The sequence below is a fragment of the Bacillus sp. FSL W8-0116 genome (assembly GCF_038003825.1).
Taxonomy (GTDB): Bacteria; Bacillota; Bacilli; order Bacillales; family DSM-4216; genus Bacillus_O; species Bacillus_O smithii.
The window spans coordinates 2,299,697-2,315,541 of record NZ_JBBOPY010000001.1 but is presented as its reverse complement, the minus strand read 5'-3'; the positions used below and the strand labels follow the sequence as shown (position 1 = coordinate 2,315,541).

Annotated in this window: 11 protein-coding genes and 2 rRNA genes; 3 read left to right on the top strand and 10 right to left on the bottom strand. The window is 42.5% G+C overall.

The genetic code is table 11. The features are described 5' to 3' along the window. Positions 1 to 130 precede the first annotated feature (130 nt). The 6 genes from N1I86_RS11030 to N1I86_RS11005 form a co-directional block, all read right to left on the bottom strand. Positions 131 to 2,269: a sigma 54-interacting transcriptional regulator gene (locus N1I86_RS11030; protein WP_341096319.1), complete on the bottom strand. Its 2,139-nt coding sequence runs from the start codon at positions 2,267 to 2,269 to the stop codon at positions 131 to 133. A 269-nt stretch (positions 2,270 to 2,538) separates the two neighbouring features. Further along, positions 2,539 to 3,693, bottom strand: a complete 1,155-nt coding sequence (locus N1I86_RS11025; RefSeq protein WP_341096317.1) for an IS256 family transposase — start codon at positions 3,691 to 3,693, stop codon at positions 2,539 to 2,541. A gap of 847 nt (positions 3,694 to 4,540) precedes the next feature. Continuing rightward, positions 4,541 to 4,774 carry an aldo/keto reductase gene (locus tag N1I86_RS11020; RefSeq protein WP_445662265.1) on the bottom strand — a complete coding sequence of 78 codons (234 nt, stop codon included), beginning with the start codon at positions 4,772 to 4,774 and terminating at the stop codon, positions 4,541 to 4,543. An 84-nt stretch (positions 4,775 to 4,858) separates the two neighbouring features. After that, the gene (locus N1I86_RS11015; protein ID WP_327797096.1) at positions 4,859 to 5,305 is read right to left on the bottom strand and encodes an aminoacyl-tRNA deacylase; all 447 of its coding nucleotides are present in this window, start codon (positions 5,303 to 5,305) and stop codon (positions 4,859 to 4,861) included. 135 nt (positions 5,306 to 5,440) lie between these two features. Next, complete coding sequence (locus tag N1I86_RS11010; protein ID WP_004439648.1) at positions 5,441 to 6,319, bottom strand: IS982-like element ISGsp1 family transposase; 879 nt, start codon at positions 6,317 to 6,319, stop codon at positions 5,441 to 5,443. Positions 6,320 to 7,012: 693 nt separating this feature from the next. Beyond that, complete coding sequence (locus N1I86_RS11005; protein WP_341096314.1) at positions 7,013 to 9,388, bottom strand: glycoside hydrolase family 31 protein; 2,376 nt, start codon at positions 9,386 to 9,388, stop codon at positions 7,013 to 7,015. A gap of 224 nt (positions 9,389 to 9,612) precedes the next feature. Between N1I86_RS11005 and N1I86_RS11000 the strand changes: the two genes are divergently transcribed. The 3 genes from N1I86_RS11000 (at position 9,613) to N1I86_RS10990 (ending at position 11,004) form a co-directional block, all read left to right on the top strand. Continuing rightward, positions 9,613 to 10,059, top strand: a complete 447-nt coding sequence (locus N1I86_RS11000; RefSeq protein WP_341096312.1) for a C40 family peptidase — start codon at positions 9,613 to 9,615, stop codon at positions 10,057 to 10,059. 261 nt (positions 10,060 to 10,320) lie between these two features. Beyond that, positions 10,321 to 10,488 carry a hypothetical protein gene (locus tag N1I86_RS10995; protein WP_341096310.1) on the top strand — a complete coding sequence of 56 codons (168 nt, stop codon included), beginning with the start codon at positions 10,321 to 10,323 and terminating at the stop codon, positions 10,486 to 10,488. Positions 10,489 to 10,899: 411 nt separating this feature from the next. Beyond that, positions 10,900 to 11,004, top strand: coding sequence for a YjcZ family sporulation protein (locus tag N1I86_RS10990; protein ID WP_082142338.1), 105 nt, complete (start codon positions 10,900 to 10,902; stop codon positions 11,002 to 11,004). Between the two features lie 40 nt (positions 11,005 to 11,044). Here N1I86_RS10990 and N1I86_RS10985 read toward each other — a convergent pair whose 3' ends face one another. From N1I86_RS10985 to N1I86_RS10970, 4 genes are all read right to left on the bottom strand, one after another. Continuing rightward, positions 11,045 to 11,704 carry a uracil-DNA glycosylase gene (locus N1I86_RS10985; protein ID WP_341096308.1) on the bottom strand — a complete coding sequence of 220 codons (660 nt, stop codon included), beginning with the start codon at positions 11,702 to 11,704 and terminating at the stop codon, positions 11,045 to 11,047. Between the two features lie 444 nt (positions 11,705 to 12,148). Then, positions 12,149 to 12,433: a DUF5316 family protein gene (locus N1I86_RS10980; RefSeq protein ID WP_341096306.1), complete on the bottom strand. Its 285-nt coding sequence runs from the start codon at positions 12,431 to 12,433 to the stop codon at positions 12,149 to 12,151. Positions 12,434 to 12,580: 147 nt separating this feature from the next. After that, positions 12,581 to 12,696, bottom strand: a 5S ribosomal RNA gene (gene rrf / locus N1I86_RS10975). 165 nt (positions 12,697 to 12,861) lie between these two features. Further along, positions 12,862 to 15,794: ribosomal RNA gene (locus tag N1I86_RS10970) — 23S ribosomal RNA — on the bottom strand. Between the last annotated feature and the right edge of the window lie 51 nt (positions 15,795 to 15,845).

Sequence of the window (15,845 nt, the reverse complement as noted above, 5' to 3'; positions counted from 1 at the left end):
TATGCAAAAATGCATAACTTCACAACACTTGCATGATTTTTTGCTTCTTTCGCTTAAAAAGCTGCTGTTCAATCATAAGTTAATTACTTTTTTAAAATGAACAACTTGTCGTAACGTTCTTTTTGGAAAATCAATACCATGCTATACTTTCGTTTTTCACTTTCTTTTTGTTAAGAAATTTCTGATATTTACGGCTAACGGAAGATTGACTGATGCCAAGCGCTTTGGCAGCTCTCGTCGTCGTTTTATATTGTTTCATTGCCAATAATATTAGCTGTTCTTCAACATAATCCAGAGCCTCTTGAAGCGGGAGAACCTTAGAAATGATCAGCTTTGATTTGTTGAACTCATTGCCAAGCGATAAAAACTTGCTGACAAATTGAGCATTGATCGTTTCGTCATCGGCGGAAACAACCAACCGTTCAATCATATTTTGTAATTCCCGTATATTTCCGGGCCATGAATACGCTTCTAACAAATTTAGCGCATCAGGTGTCAAATGATAGTTTTTATGATATCTTTCATTTAATTGCTGCAAAAAGTGAAATGCCAGTAACGGGATGTCTTCAGGTCTTTCACGCAGCGGAGGTACGTGAATCGGAATGACATTTAAACGGTAAAACAAATCCTCTCGAAACGTCCCTTCTTCAACCATTTTTTCCAACCGCTTATTCGTAGCTGCGACAATTTGCACATTGATTTTGATCGGAGCAGTGCTTCCAACCGGGACGACCTCTTGCTCCTGAAGAACTCTCAATAATTTCACTTGCAGGTGCATCGGCAGTTCACCGATTTCATCTAAAAACAAGATTCCTCCATCGGCTTGTACAAAATACCCTTTTTTGCCATTTTTATCGGCCCCTGTAAATGATCCTTTTGTATATCCAAATAATTCGCTTTCAAGCAAGTTTTCAGGGATTGCACCGCAATTCAGTTTTAAAAATGGCTTGTCCGAACGGCTTCCTAACTGATGAATCGCCTGCGCAATGACTTCTTTTCCTACTCCTGACTCTCCGTATATCAACACGGTCGATGAAAAATGAGCGACCTTTTTTACATGGTTCATAATTTTTTCCATTTTCGGACTGCAATAAATCAATTTTTTGAAAAATCGATCTTTGCTTTTGATGCTGTCCAATTCTCGTTTGTATTGGTCTGATATTTTTTTCATCTCGCGTAATTCTGATTTAAGTCTAGTGGTTTCCGTAATATCCCTTGAAGCAATGATAATCCTGGAAATTTCCCCGTCATCATTGAAAACCGGGTTGCCAACCGCAAGTATTTTCTTTCCGTTCTTTGTCTCTTGAACAACCGATACTTTTTTCTTTTGTTCCATTACAAGCCTGGTTACCGACGGGCTGAACAAACCTGTATTTTCCAACTCCAATAGACTTTTACCTAAAAGTTCTTTTAGATCCACATTCCAAAATTCCGAAATGACATTATCGCTGTAGCGAATGAGTTCTCCTTTATGATTGACAACAAGTATCTCGTCATAAATGGTGGACAAAATGGCATTTAAATCTTTATTCAAATTTTTGATGTCTTCAATTTCCATGGCCATTTCCTCAACCATCGGCAAATCTTGAACAATAATGACCATTCCGTCTACTTCATTGTTAAAATGAATAATCGGACTGTAGTCAACCAGCACGCTCATCTCCTCTGAAATGTGCAACTGGTTTAACACAGTTTCACCTGTAGCAAAAACGTTTTCGATATGTTTTCCGTTGAAAATATTCTCAGCTGGTACATTGAGCACTTTATCCGGAGTTGCCCGAATCATCTTTAATGCCGACTCATTATAATTGACGATTCTTTTTTCACGATCAACAATAAATATCCCTCTTGGAATGGATGTCAAGATGACCTTTAGCAAATCAACGTTTTTCGTTTCTTGTTTAAATAATTCCGCTAAAACATCTTCTCTTCTGATATAGCCGATCGGTTCACCTTTGTCGTTTTGTACAAGCGCGATGGATTCGCCGATAATTTGGAAGAGTACGGGCAGTGAAATGGTTTGACTCAATTTGCACACACTGGTTAGCAAGACGGCACGAGATAGCATGGCATCTGTTGTGATGACCTCATTATGTCCCCCGTCCAACAAAAAGTCGTTAACATATATATAAGCAAATAATTGATTCTTCTTTTTTAGAAAAAGGAACGGTTCTTGACAGTTTCTAATGATGTCGAACCAATCTTCTACATGATTATCGATTGAAACGGAAACGATAGGTTTAATCTTTTTGTCAGAAAGCGAGAACATGTCGCTCATCCCCTCTTGAACATTCTAAAATGATGGTGTCCTCTATTGGCTAAGCAGTTTTATTAATTAGAATGTCAGTTTTATAACTCCACTATTTTATTACTTATTTAGGTACCGTCAAGAATTTTGTGTAATGTAAATGGGGTAGGGTTTCTCTGAAATGGATTTGAATTGATAGGGGACTGATTTTCTCCACACAAGAGACTGAATATTCAGTCTCTTGTGTGGAAAGGGAGAATCCCCTTATTTTGTTTATTTACAATATTTGGTTAACAATAACGTTCTTCAAACATTCGTTGAAGAGCTTCATGCGCTTCGGCAAATCCTCGTAACTTTCTTCCTGCCCATTTCTCGTTAAAATCTTGAATCGTCAAATACACGATTTTTTCAGCGGCTTCTAAACTACTCAAACTGTTCATCGGCTTTAGACGTTTCCGAATCTCTTTGATCGTTCGTTCAATGGCATTGGTCGTGTAAATCACACTTCGAATACTGCTTGGATAATCCATAAATGTAAGGAGGACATCCAACTCATTGGCCCAAGATTGAACTTCTCTTGGATATTTGCTGGACCATTTCGACTCAAACTGTTGAAACATTTGTAACGCCATCTCCTTATTCGGCGCACGATAAATCAGCTTGAGATCCTCGGCCACTTCGAATTGGTCTTTTTTCCGAACACGATTTAGGGTGTTGCGGACTTTGTGCACGACACAGCGCTGCACATCGGCTTTCGGATACACCGCCTTAAAGGCTTCCTCCAGCCCCGGAAGGCCATCGAAGACGCCAAGAAGCACTTCCTTGACGCCTCTTTGGTAGAGGTGTTGAAGAATTTCCTGCCATACATAGGCGCTTTCTTGTCCTCCCACAAAGAAATCAAGAATTTCGCGATATCCTTCTTCGTTCACCCCTAACACCACATAAACCACTTCTTTCTCCACGGTATCGCGACGAAGTTTTACATACAAGCCGTCTAAATATAAGACAGAATAACGTTTGTGCCATTTCTCAATGTCTTCTTTCACGATATCGGTCATACGACTGATCGTTGAAGGAGAATAGGCCTTGCCTAAAATTCGTTCAATAAACTTGCCAATTTCACGCGTACTCATACCACTTTGATACATCTTGATGATGGCTTCCTCGAGCCAGCCCGTATGGCGTTGGTAAGGAGCGAACAATTGGGTTTGAAATTCTCCGTTTCGGTCTCTAGGGACCAAAAGACCTTCAATCCGGCCATATTGCGTATCTAGATTTCGTTGATAGTAGCCGTTTCTCATATTCGATGTTCCGGCCTGCTCTATTTCGAGGAAATTCTTGATTTCTTCCCGCATGATCAGTTCTAATTTTTCCTTTACAAACTGACGAATGACACTTTCCAGTTGATTTGCCCAGTCGACATTCGGTATACTTCTTTTAGACATAGGTAGGGTACTCCTTTCTCTAAGATTTTTGGTCCAATCAGAGAATACCCTACCTTTTTTCTTTTGATCTAGTAAAATGCTTTACACAAAATTTTATACATCATCCTTATTTACACCATGAGAATATACGGAAAACCTTCACTGAATTATTTTCTTAATTTTCTAAACTTAAATTCATTTTAATTTGTTTGCGTTTAATTAGTCAATCTTTTGTGTTATATTATATTACACAAAAAAACCGATCAAACGTTAAGATCTGTTAAAAAGCGATTTATCTTGGCAAAAAGATTTCTATTCAGACATATTTTCTGACAAACAAAATAAGAATAATCATTTTTCTTTATCTATAATGTCAATTTATATACCATTATGACACCTATAATGAACAGAAAGAAGACAAGCCTGAAATCCATAATGGTACAAAAATCTGATTTTTGTTTTTGGTTTATGGGAACGATCGGTAATGCGGAAAGAAGTAAACATGCAGCCTTGATAAGAAAAACGGAAAGGGTGTTTTATAAATTATCTCTCCATGATGAATTTAGCGAAAATATTCTATGGTAATTGAATGATCGAGAAGCGAATCCTTCCAAGAATCACACGGAAGGCGTTCTTTATCAAATAAATAATGAGGAGGTACGAACAGGGGTGAAATAGGCAGCCGGAGGTGAACCGGTCATGAATGGGCCTTTTAATGAATTAAGGAGAGAATAAAATCTCCTTATCTTTTATGCTACAACTTTTCGACAATCTAAAAGAATGGCGTCTTCGTTATCCGGTACAAATAACAAACCTCAGAGTTTGCCTTCTGTACTGAACATACATTGAAACAAAACGGTTGCTCGCCTCATCCAATGTGATCCTTATGCAAGAATCTCTTCAATTTTTCAATGACTTCATCAGAAAGTTGAACATCCACAGCTTTTACGTTTTCCTCTACTTGCTCTGGTTTGCTTGCTTCAATTAATGCGTTCGCCACGTTCGATTGACGTAAAACCCAAGCAAAAGCTAATTGTGAAAGTTGTTTCAATTCCTTATATGAAAGATCTAAACTAATTGTAGCTGGTATTCTCCCTACCATGTATGTGATGTTTCAATTCCTTATAGGTAAGATCTAACCCCCAAAAATATTGCGTTGAAACCGGGTGATTTACTTAAACTAAATTTAATCCAATAAAGCAACAACTTGATTCAGCTTTTCCAAAGCGTTTGGAGTAATTTTCAGTGTCGAAGTTGGTTCTCCTGTTCCGCCATAAATAAATGGGTAACGAAAAATATTTCTATCTAAAATACAAGGCATTGAAAGGCCTACTAAAGGAACACTGCCAACAGTGTATCCAGTTATTTGCTTGATTTCTTTTGGTTTTGCCAATTTTAGTTGATTACATCCCAGAATTTCTGAGACTTCTTCTAAATTTACACGCCGACGACCTCCAGAAATAATCATCGCAAAATAACCTTTTTCAGACTTAAGAATCAATGTTGGTGCTGTTTGACCTATTTCAATTCCAAAATATGCAGCGCCTTCCTGTGCTGTACGGATTGGATTTTCGTGATACATAATTTCAAATTGAACTTCATTTTCTTGCAAAAAAGTTATTAAATTTTCCAATCGTGGATGCCCCCCTTTCAGGTGTTCCTAAAATCCAATCAATCATAAGAGACTTTCCAATACCTTACTTCAAATACTAATCCCAATTTCCCTATACAAATTAAGAAACAACAAACCCGTGGTGCTAGTTGAGTGTCAGCGCTCAACCAGCCCTAGTGTGACCAAGGAATAAGCCAACAAGATGCCATCGAGTGCCACTTCAAACCCGGCCATGGAATTCGCTCGAATGTCGGTGATCCGGTATTGGTCTACGAGAATCGAAAACACCGTCTCGATGACTTTGCGTTTTTTCCTGATCCATTCTTCCCATGCCTTGGATGGGCCGTGCTTTTGATTGTGTCGAGACGGTGTCCAGAACGCGGCTTGGTGTTCTTCGTACAGCTTTTCTCGAAGAGCGTGGCTGATGTACCCTTTGTCCCCAAAGTTGTAGGGATGAGGGATTTGAGTCATCACCGTTTCAGCGGCTTTGACGTCGTGGCAGGACGCTTCCGTCACGACATAGCCCATGGCCAGCCCTTGATTGGTCACTTGAAGATGCAGCTTGAAACCGTAGTACCATTGCTTTTTGGAAGCACAATACCCCATATCCGCGATCCCTCGAAACCGCTTGACGCGCTGCATTCTTGCGGGATGGCACAACGGAAGAGGCAAGCTGTCGACGACCGCATAAGCATGGTGTTGGCCACGTTTCGCCAGCTCATGACGGATCCATTTGATGGCGAAACCAAGCGCCCGGCAGCGGCGGTTGTATCGGGAGCGTTCAAGAAACGAGCCGTTTGTGAACAAATTTCCCGTGACAAAACGATGCCAGGCTCGTTCGGAAGAAAAGCCCAGCAGCTTCCCCAAAAGGTGAACCGCCATGACCACTTCGTCTTCTTGCTTGACCAAGTGACGGTTGCGGCGATGAAGATACATTTGAATCAACGACAGTTGGGCAGAAACAAAACAGAAAATAGCGGCATATTGTTTTTGAAGTTTGGCTGGATCTGTAGTAAAATGAAAGTGCTCTTGCATGGGGGATCTCTCCTTTCGAATGTTGGGTGACACTTTCATTCTACTGGAGATCCGCCAGCAAGGGCTATTTTTATGCTTGTCTGAGTTTTATATAGCACCACGGGTAAACAACAAGAAAATAATCAACATATAAATTATGCGTTTCTATTCCCCATAGTTAAAATAAAAACGAATCAAACATATCTGTAATTTCCCCGAATCCTCGAAGTTTCCAATTCCTTATAGGTAAGATCAAAACGAAGCTGATCGTGTCTGCAATCCAGATAGCTATATTAAGTTTCAATTCCTCATAGGTAAGATTAAAACGTTTTTTCACCCATTAAATGTTTTTGAATTTTATAATTTCAATTCCTCATAGGTAAGATCAAAACCCCAAAAAACTTTGTGGTTGAGCCAATTTTAACAAATTGGTTTTGGGTTGTAAATGATTTCCTTTAAATGAACAAAAAGTGAAAAAACCAATGTATTCTTTGTTTTTTCACTTTTTTCTCTTGTTTTCTCTATCATTCAGTTTGTCGTCGATCCCCCGGGTTTTGAACAGCACTGAGGGTCGACGACAATGGAATTTTGATTTCCTCCCTTTTTCTTTCTCGTATTGATCCCATATCCGTGCCCAACTGGTCCATTTTTAGTGCCACCCGGCTTGGTTCAATGTTGTAAACAAGAAATGTATGGCAAGAACACACCTCTCTGCTATGAAGAAAACGGGACATTAACCGTCGCTGCTCCATTCTCGTTGACAATGGATTTGTCTTCCACTTTCTTTCCGCTCACCCAAATCTCTATTGATTCATCCGCTCCGTGGATTTTCAAAGTGAAGTTCTTCCAATGCGGCTTGTATCCTCCGTGAACCTCTTCCCAATCCACTTTGACGCTTTTTCCCTCTTTTTGCACACGAATGCTTTCTTCCCAATACTTCCCCTCTCGATACTGAAATGTTTCGCCGTCGTCTTCATAGATCGTTCCCATAAAAGGATCGGAATGAAGATAAATGTTTACCGTCAGCGTATCTGTTTTCTCGTAAGCTGATTTTTTTCCTTCTTCTTCCGGAATGATCGATCCTGCTTTCACAAACAGCGGCAAAGTAGCAAGGTCCGCTTCCACCATTATATAAGTTCCGCCTTCGTATGTTTTGTTTGTCCAGTAGTCGTACCAAATCCCTTTTGGCAAATATACCACTCGATGATACGTGCTTGGAAGAGTGATCGGGGCGACCAAAAGATGTTCTCCGACTAAAAACTGATCGAATAAATTGAACACATTCGGATCATCCGGATATTCCATTACCAATGGGCGCATCACCGGTACACCAGTCAAGTGAGCGTCGCGGAAAAGTGTGTAAAAGTAGGGAAGCAGGCGATAACGAAGCTGAATATAGGTTTTCACGATCGATTCAATTTCTTCGCCGAAAGCCCAAGGTTCTTGACGGACGGTATCAATATTGCTGTGGTTGCGGAAAAAAGGCATAAAGGCGCCGAGCCGCGTCCAGTGGGCTAACAGCTCTCCCGTTGCATCATGAGCAAAACCGCCGACATCCGAACCGGTCAAAGCTATCCCGGACATGCCAAGATTTAAGCACATCGGCATCGTCATTTGCAGATGCTCCCAAAAACTTCGATTATCCCCTGTCCAAACGGCCGCATATCGTTGGATCCCCGAAAAACCGGCACGTGTAAGGACAAATGGGCGTTTGCCGTTTAACTGATTTTTCAATCCATTATACGTAGCTTCTCCCATAAATAAACCGTAGACGTTATGGAGTTCACGATGAGTTTTCGGGTTTCCGTCATTTTCATGGATGACTTTTAAGTCCATCGTCTTTGTTTCGTTGAAAACGGCCGGTTCGTTCATATCGTTCCAAATTCCTTCTATACCGAGATCTGTGTAAAATGTTTGTTTTTTTCCCCACCACTTTCGCACTTTTTCTTGAGAAAAATCAGGAAATGCACTTTTTCCCGGCCACACATCGCCGAAACAAACATCCCCTTCCATATATTTACAAAATCGATCAAGGCGGATGCCTTCTTGGTATATCGGATATTCCGGATCTTCTTTCACCCCCGGGTCTACGATCGGCACAACTTGGATACCCGCTTTTTTCAAATCTTGAACCAGCTTTCTTGGGTTCGGAAAGCGCCTTTTGTCAAATGTGAATACGCGGTATTCGTCCATGTAATGAATATCCAAATAGATTGCGTCAAGCGGAATTTCTTTTTCCTTAAAGGTTTTGACGAGATCACGAACTTCCGCTTCCGTTTTATAGCTGTAACGCGATTGATGGTAGCCAATCGCCCATTTGGGGGGTAGTTCCATTCGTCCGGTCAAAGTGGTGTACTGGTCGAGCACATCTTTCGGGCTTGGTCCGGCCAGCAAGTAATAATCCAGTTCCCCGCCTTCTGCCCAAAAAGAATACTCGCTGCGGTTTGATTTCATATCAAAGACGGTTTTGAACGTATTATCGAAAAAAAGGCCATGCGCCTTTCCGTTGCGGATGGTCATAAAATAAGGAATCGACTGGTACATCGCATCAATTTCCGGATTGTGGGGGGCAAAAACATCCGTGTTCCACATCGTCATTTTTTCGCCGCGTTTATCCAAAAAACTTGTTTTTTCCCCAAAGCCGTAAAAATGATCGTTTTCTGCCATCTCTTTAAAACAAATGACCTCTCCTTTTACACCAAAGGCCATTCCTCGCCTGCCTTCCTTTAATAAAAAGCGGGAGTCGGAGCCATAAAAATGGATCCGTAAAGGATGGGGATGGACGGTAACAATTAGTTTACTGCTTCTTATAGTCACAATGCCTTCTCTTTCTTCCGCTTCCCATGACACCTTTTCCGGTGATTTCACGACCGCAAAACTTTGTTCCATTGTCGGTTCCTTCTGGGGATTCATCACTACTCGAGCGATATCGTCACGATAAAAACGGATGTTGACAAAGCCGTTTTCACAATGAAATCGGACCGTTTCTCCGTCAGAGAACCATTTTTTCATCTTTCCAATATCGACAAATTCCTGCTTTTTGTCGTTTTTTTCATTTTCGGGATGAATTGCAAAGCTGGAATCTTCCATTTCCCATCCTCCTTCGACAACCTTCATGACTGTATAAAGATGATTTCTTTGTACTTTTATGATGAAAAAACCTTTTTATTCCTTTATTTTCCTCTTTTTATTGTTTTTCTTCCGTAATATAGCTGTAACGAAAAATAAACTAATCTGTAAATGGTTACAGCCTATTTTCTTGTTACAATGTCATCAAGAAAGAAAAAACGACAATATTTGACGGGGAGAAATCTATGAGGAAATACGCTATAATTTCAGTGGTATTTGCATTGATGTTGTCTGTTGGAAGTCTGTTTTCGGTAAAAGAAGCGGATGCTGCTTATTCGCCAACTGCCGTAGTGAGCATTGCCAAAAAATACATAGGTGTTCCTTACAAATATGGAGGCACGACACCAAGTGGATTCGATTGTTCGGGATTTATTTATTATACGCATAAGCGGGTCGGAAAAATTCTTCCTCGCACAGTGGCTCAATTGTACAAAAAGGGAAAATTTGTTTCTAAATCAAGTTTACGTCCAGGAGATCTAATCTTTTTCACTACTTATAAAAAAGGTCCTTCTCATGTTGCCCTTTATATCGGAAAACAACAATTCATTCATTCTGCCTCCAAAGGTGTGCGGATTGATCGATTAAGCAATCCTTATTGGAAGAAAGCTTATATCGCGGCAAAAAGATATTAATTTATCAAGCGGTCTTACCGCTTTTTCTTTTGTCTTTTTTCGTTGGTGAGATGAGAATTATTTTCCGCAAAAACACGCTTTTCCAAAATTTTTCCGAATTTAAGGATGACAGCCAGGCAATCCCATTTAAAACGACTGAATACGTTCGAAATGAACATTTATTAACTTTTGAATGGAATTGAACCACCTCTCCCATACTCCGCATAATGTAGTTTGAATCGGGAATAATTTTGGTAAACCTTCTGAAAAGAGGTGAACCAATTGACGGATAAACGCTATACCGTTGCCGGTACCGATATTGAAGAAGTCAAAAGACTTAACGCTCAATCCGGCCTTACTTATAACGAGGCCAAACAGCTGTTAGCCGAAAAGATGAACCAATTGTCGACAGCCGATCAAAAGAACAAACTCTCTCATGAGAAAAAATAAACCTTCACTATATCTTATCTTCATTAAAAAACATCTTCCCATTTCATTTTTGCCGGAAAACAGCAAGCAATGAGCTTGTCGGCTTTATGTCTCCTCCACTTCCTTTTCCTCTCTGCAAGCGAGAAAGATAATCGCCTGCTTGACGGACAAATATTCCCTAATGAAAAAAAACAAAGATTTTTAAAAAAAAGGAAACACTTGTAAATTGAAAGTCATTAGCATGCTTTGCTAATGGCTTTTTTGAAGCAAAATTCCTTACCTAAGCAAGAATTCCAATTCAAAGACAATGATGGGCTCAGCTCGCTAAATCATATTTCATATGACTAAGTTTTTTTAATTGGCTATCTTGTCCAAACACAGTGACAAGCTATTTCATAAATTATACTAACCAATCTGTTGGGGGGTGAAAGTATGTCTGGCTATGGAGCAAGCGGTTTTGCTTTGATTGTCGTGCTGTTCATCTTGTTGATTATCGTAGGCGCCTCTTTTGTAGGTGGCGGATACGGAGGCTATTAGATCACCTTTTCATAAAAGGGAGGATTCTCATCCTCCCCTTTTACATAGCACCGTTTAAACGAATCCCTTCTTCTTTTATATAATTTTTCAATTGATCTAAGTCCTCATAAATCTCCTGAAGCAAACGTCGATTATAAAAAACGGCAGCGGGATGGTACAGCGGAAAAATCTTATATTTACGATCTGTCCATACCATTTCGCTGCTATCCAACCTTTTTAATTTTTGCACCGGCGTGATCATCATTTTGCCATGAATCTTTTCCAGGTTTCCTTTCATCCCCGTTACTCTTTCCAACGCAATTTTCCCCAACGTAACAATAATTTTTGGCTGAATGGAACAAATGTTATAATCCAATAAAGGAGCATGAGCCAAAATTTCCTTTTGAGTCGGCGTCCTGTTATATTTCTTTTCAATTATTTGTCCATCTTTCTCTTTCTTCACGACCTTATAAGGGCGGCTTCTAACAGCACTGGTAATAAATACATCTTCACGTGAAATCCCCAAGTAATCTAAAAACTCGGATAATTGTTTTCCCGCTCGGCCGCTGAAAGGGATTCCGTTATGGATTTCCGTTTCCCCCGGAGCTTCCCCAACGAGCACAATCTCCGCCTTCTCCGGCCCCTGGCCATAAACAAAACCTTCACAAGGATATTTTTCGATTCTTTTTTGGCACTCTTTCACCAGCGATTCAGGATACATTCCTTGCTCCCCTTTCATGAACCGATGAATCGATTTCTGAATCTATACACAGATGCTTGTATCAATATTCCTTTTTAAGGCATTGAACTTGTTACTGATTCAATAAGCAGCGAAAGAATTCCCAGAAATATCGTTATTGAAGTTGATATCAAATGAACCTTTTTTAATATTTCGAACGATTTTTCACGAGAATTTATCGATGAATAGAATCGGTGAACGATTATTCCTAAAATAATAGAGGCACTCCAAACGATCAACCCGTCATATGTTACAAGTTTTCTCCAATCCATTATCCAAAAGTAGAAAACAGTCGATTGGATTATTACTAAAAATACCGTGGATAGAATCAATAAAATTCTTTTCAACATTGATTCTCCTATCGTTTTCCATAATCTCCCTCTGAGAAGTGTCCACTAACAAAAGAAAAAGAGTGACACAAAAATTTCAGTGTAAAGAGTAAGAAAGAAAAAATCCGATGATGCTTGGAAGAGCTATAAGGATGATATTTTTAGAAGTGTCTATTCTCCAGTTTCTATCTTCCTTTGTTTCGGTTGCTGCGTTAGCACGAATTCTATCTCCACTTACTCCCAATCCGGATAGTACTACGGCTAATACGATCAAAAGGATAGAAACAATAAAAAAGATTCGGCTTACATTTAAATTGCTTACAGCACCTGCTATCCAAATGATAAAACTCACAATGATTCCTGTAATAAATGACTTAAGCATATGTTCACCCTCCAATAATTTCCGTTCTTTATGAAGCAAGAACATCGTTTAATGGAAAAGACATCCATCTCTTTTACCATCATCTTACCATGAAATCAGAGTAAAAAGAAAAGGAGAATAGCATATAAGCTATTCTCCTTTTCTTTTGCCTGGCAGCGTCCTACTCTCGCAAGGGGAATCCCCTCACTACCATCGGCGCTGAAGAGCTTAACTTCCGTGTTCGGGATGGGAACGGGTGTGACCTCTTCGCCATCGCCACCAGACTAGTTACTCTAGTTTGTCGTAAGATAAATATTATTATAACAAATTATTTTTAATTTTCAAGAATAAATTTTTCTTCTTTAACGATTCTTTATGTAGTAAAACCTTTATATGTACTCCTTTACAACTAGATAGAAGAAGCAGTTTCACCGATTTCGCGCTTTCTTTTGGTTAAGTCCTCGATCGATTAGTATCCGTCAGCTCCACGTGTCACCACGCTTCCACCTCGGACCTATCTACCTGATCATCTTTCAGGGATCTTACTTTCCGAAGAAATGGGAAATCTCATCTTGAGGGGGGCTTCATGCTTAGATGCTTTCAGCACTTATCCCTTCCGCACATAGCTACCCAGCGATGCCTCTGGCGAGACAACTGGTACACCAGCGGTGCGTCCATCCCGGTCCTCTCGTACTAAGGACAGCTCCTCTCAAATTTCCTGCGCCCGCGACGGATAGGGACCGAACTGTCTCACGACGTTCTGAACCCAGCTCGCGTACCGCTTTAATGGGCGAACAGCCCAACCCTTGGGACCGACTACAGCCCCAGGATGCGATGAGCCGACATCGAGGTGCCAAACCTCCCCGTCGATGTGGACTCTTGGGGGAGATAAGCCTGTTATCCCCGGGGTAGCTTTTATCCGTTGAGCGATGGCCCTTCCATACGGAACCACCGGATCACTAAGCCCGACTTTCGTCCCTGCTCGACTTGTAGGTCTCGCAGTCAAGCTCCCTTCTGCCTTTGCACTCTGCGAATGATTTCCAACCATTCTGAGGGAACCTTTGGGCGCCTCCGTTACCTTTTAGGAGGCGACCGCCCCAGTCAAACTGCCCACCTGACACTGTCTCCCACCCCGATCAGGGGTGCGGGTTAGAATTTCAGTACAGCCAGGGTAGTATCCCACCGGCGCCTCCACCGAAGCTGGCGCTCCGGTTTCTAAGGCTCCTACCTATCCTGTACAAGCTGTACCAAAATTCAATATCAGGCTGCAGTAAAGCTCCACGGGGTCTTTCCGTCCTGTCGCGGGTAACCTGCATCTTCACAGGTACTATAATTTCACCGAGTCTCTCGTTGAGACAGTGCCCAGATCGTTACGCCTTTCGTGCGGGTCAGAACTTACCTGACAAGGAATTTCGCTACCTTAGGACCGTTATAGTTACGGCCGCCGTTTACTGGGGCTTCGGTTCGCACCTTCAAGCAAAGCTTTAAGCGCTCCCCTTAACCTTCCAGCACCGGGCAGGCGTCAGCCCCTATACTTCGCCTTACGGCTTCGCAGAGACCTGTGTTTTTGCTAAACAGTCGCCTGGGCCTATTCACTGCGGCTTCTCGGGGCTATGCACCCCAAAAAGCACCCCTTCTCCCGAAGTTACGGGGTCATTTTGCCGAGTTCCTTAACGAGAGTTCTCTCGCACACCTTAGGATTCTCTCCTCGCCTACCTGTGTCGGTTTGCGGTACGGGCACCTTTTTCCTCGCTAGAGGCTTTTCTTGGCAGTGTGGAATCAGGAACTTCGGTACTATATTTCCCTCGCCGTCACAGCTTGAGGTGAGTGGCAACGGGATTTGCCTCGCTGCCCCTCTCACTGCTTGGACGCACATCCAACCGTGCGCTTACCCTATCCTCCTGCGTCCCCCCATCGCTCAAACGGAAAAGAGGTGGTACAGGAATATCAACCTGTTGTCCATCGCCTACGCCTGTCGGCCTCGGCTTAGGTCCCGACTAACCCTGAGAGGACGAGCCTTCCTCAGGAAACCTTAGGCATTCGGTGGAAGGGATTCTCACCCTTCTTTCGCTACTCATACCGGCATTCTCACTTCTAAGCGCTCCACCAGTCCTTCCGGTCTGGCTTCTCTGCCCTTAGAACGCTCTCCTACCGCGGACACCCGAAGGTGTCCACCCGCAGCTTCGGTGATACGTTTAGCCCCGGTACATTTTCGGCGCAGAATCACTCGACCAGTGAGCTATTACGCACTCTTTAAATGGTGGCTGCTTCTAAGCCAACATCCTGGTTGTCTAAGCAATTCCACATCCTTTTCCACTTAACGTATACTTTGGGACCTTAGCTGGCGGTCTGGGCTGTTTCCCTTTTGACCACGGATCTTATCACTCGCAGTCTGACTCCCAAGGATAAGTCGCTGGCATTCGGAGTTTGTCTGAATTCGGTAACCCGATGAGGGCCCCTAGTCCAAACAGTGCTCTACCTCCAAGACTCTTTCCTTGAGGCTAGCCCTAAAGCTATTTCGGAGAGAACCAGCTATCTCCAAGTTCGATTGGAATTTCACCCCTACCCACACCTCATCCCCGCACTTTTCAACGTGCGTGGGTTCGGGCCTCCAGTAAGTGTTACCTCACCTTCACCCTGGACATGGGTAGATCACCTGGTTTCGGGTCTGCGACCCCATACTCATGCGCCCTGTTCAGACTCGCTTTCGCTGCGGCTCCGTCTTTTCGACTTAACCTCGCATGAGATCGCAACTCGCCGGTTCATTCTACAAAAGGCACGCCATCACCCGTAAACGGGCTCTGACTACTTGTAGGCACACGGTTTCAGGTTCTCTTTCACTCCCCTCCCGGGGTGCTTTTCACCTTTCCCTCACGGTACTGGTTCACTATCGGTCACTAGGGAGTATTTAGCCTTGGGAGATGGTCCTCCCAGCTTCCGACGGGATTCCTCGTGTCCCGCCGTACTCAGGATCCACCAGGGAGGGAACGAAGTTTCGACTACAGGGTTGTTACCTTCTCTGACGGGCCTTTCCAGACCTCTTCGTCTACCTCGTTCCTTTGTGACTCCACCATTGGTGTCCTACAACCCCAGAAGGCAAGCCTTCTGGTTTGGGCTGTTCCCGTTTCGCTCGCCGCTACTCAGGGAATCGCTGTTGCTTTCTCTTCCTCCGGGTACTTAGATGTTTCAGTTCCCCGGGTTGCCTTCCTTACCCTATGGATTCAGGCAAGGATGCTGCCCCATTACGGGCAGCGGGTTTCCCCATTCGGAAATCTCCGGATCAACGCTTACGTACAGCTCCCCGGAGCTTTTCGGAGTTAGTCCCGTCCTTCATCGGCTCCTAGTGCCAAGGCATCCACCGTGCGCCCTTTCTAACTTAACCATGTTGGTTTTATCCTAGATGGCGATACTCGGTTTATGCTGCTTCTTTCTT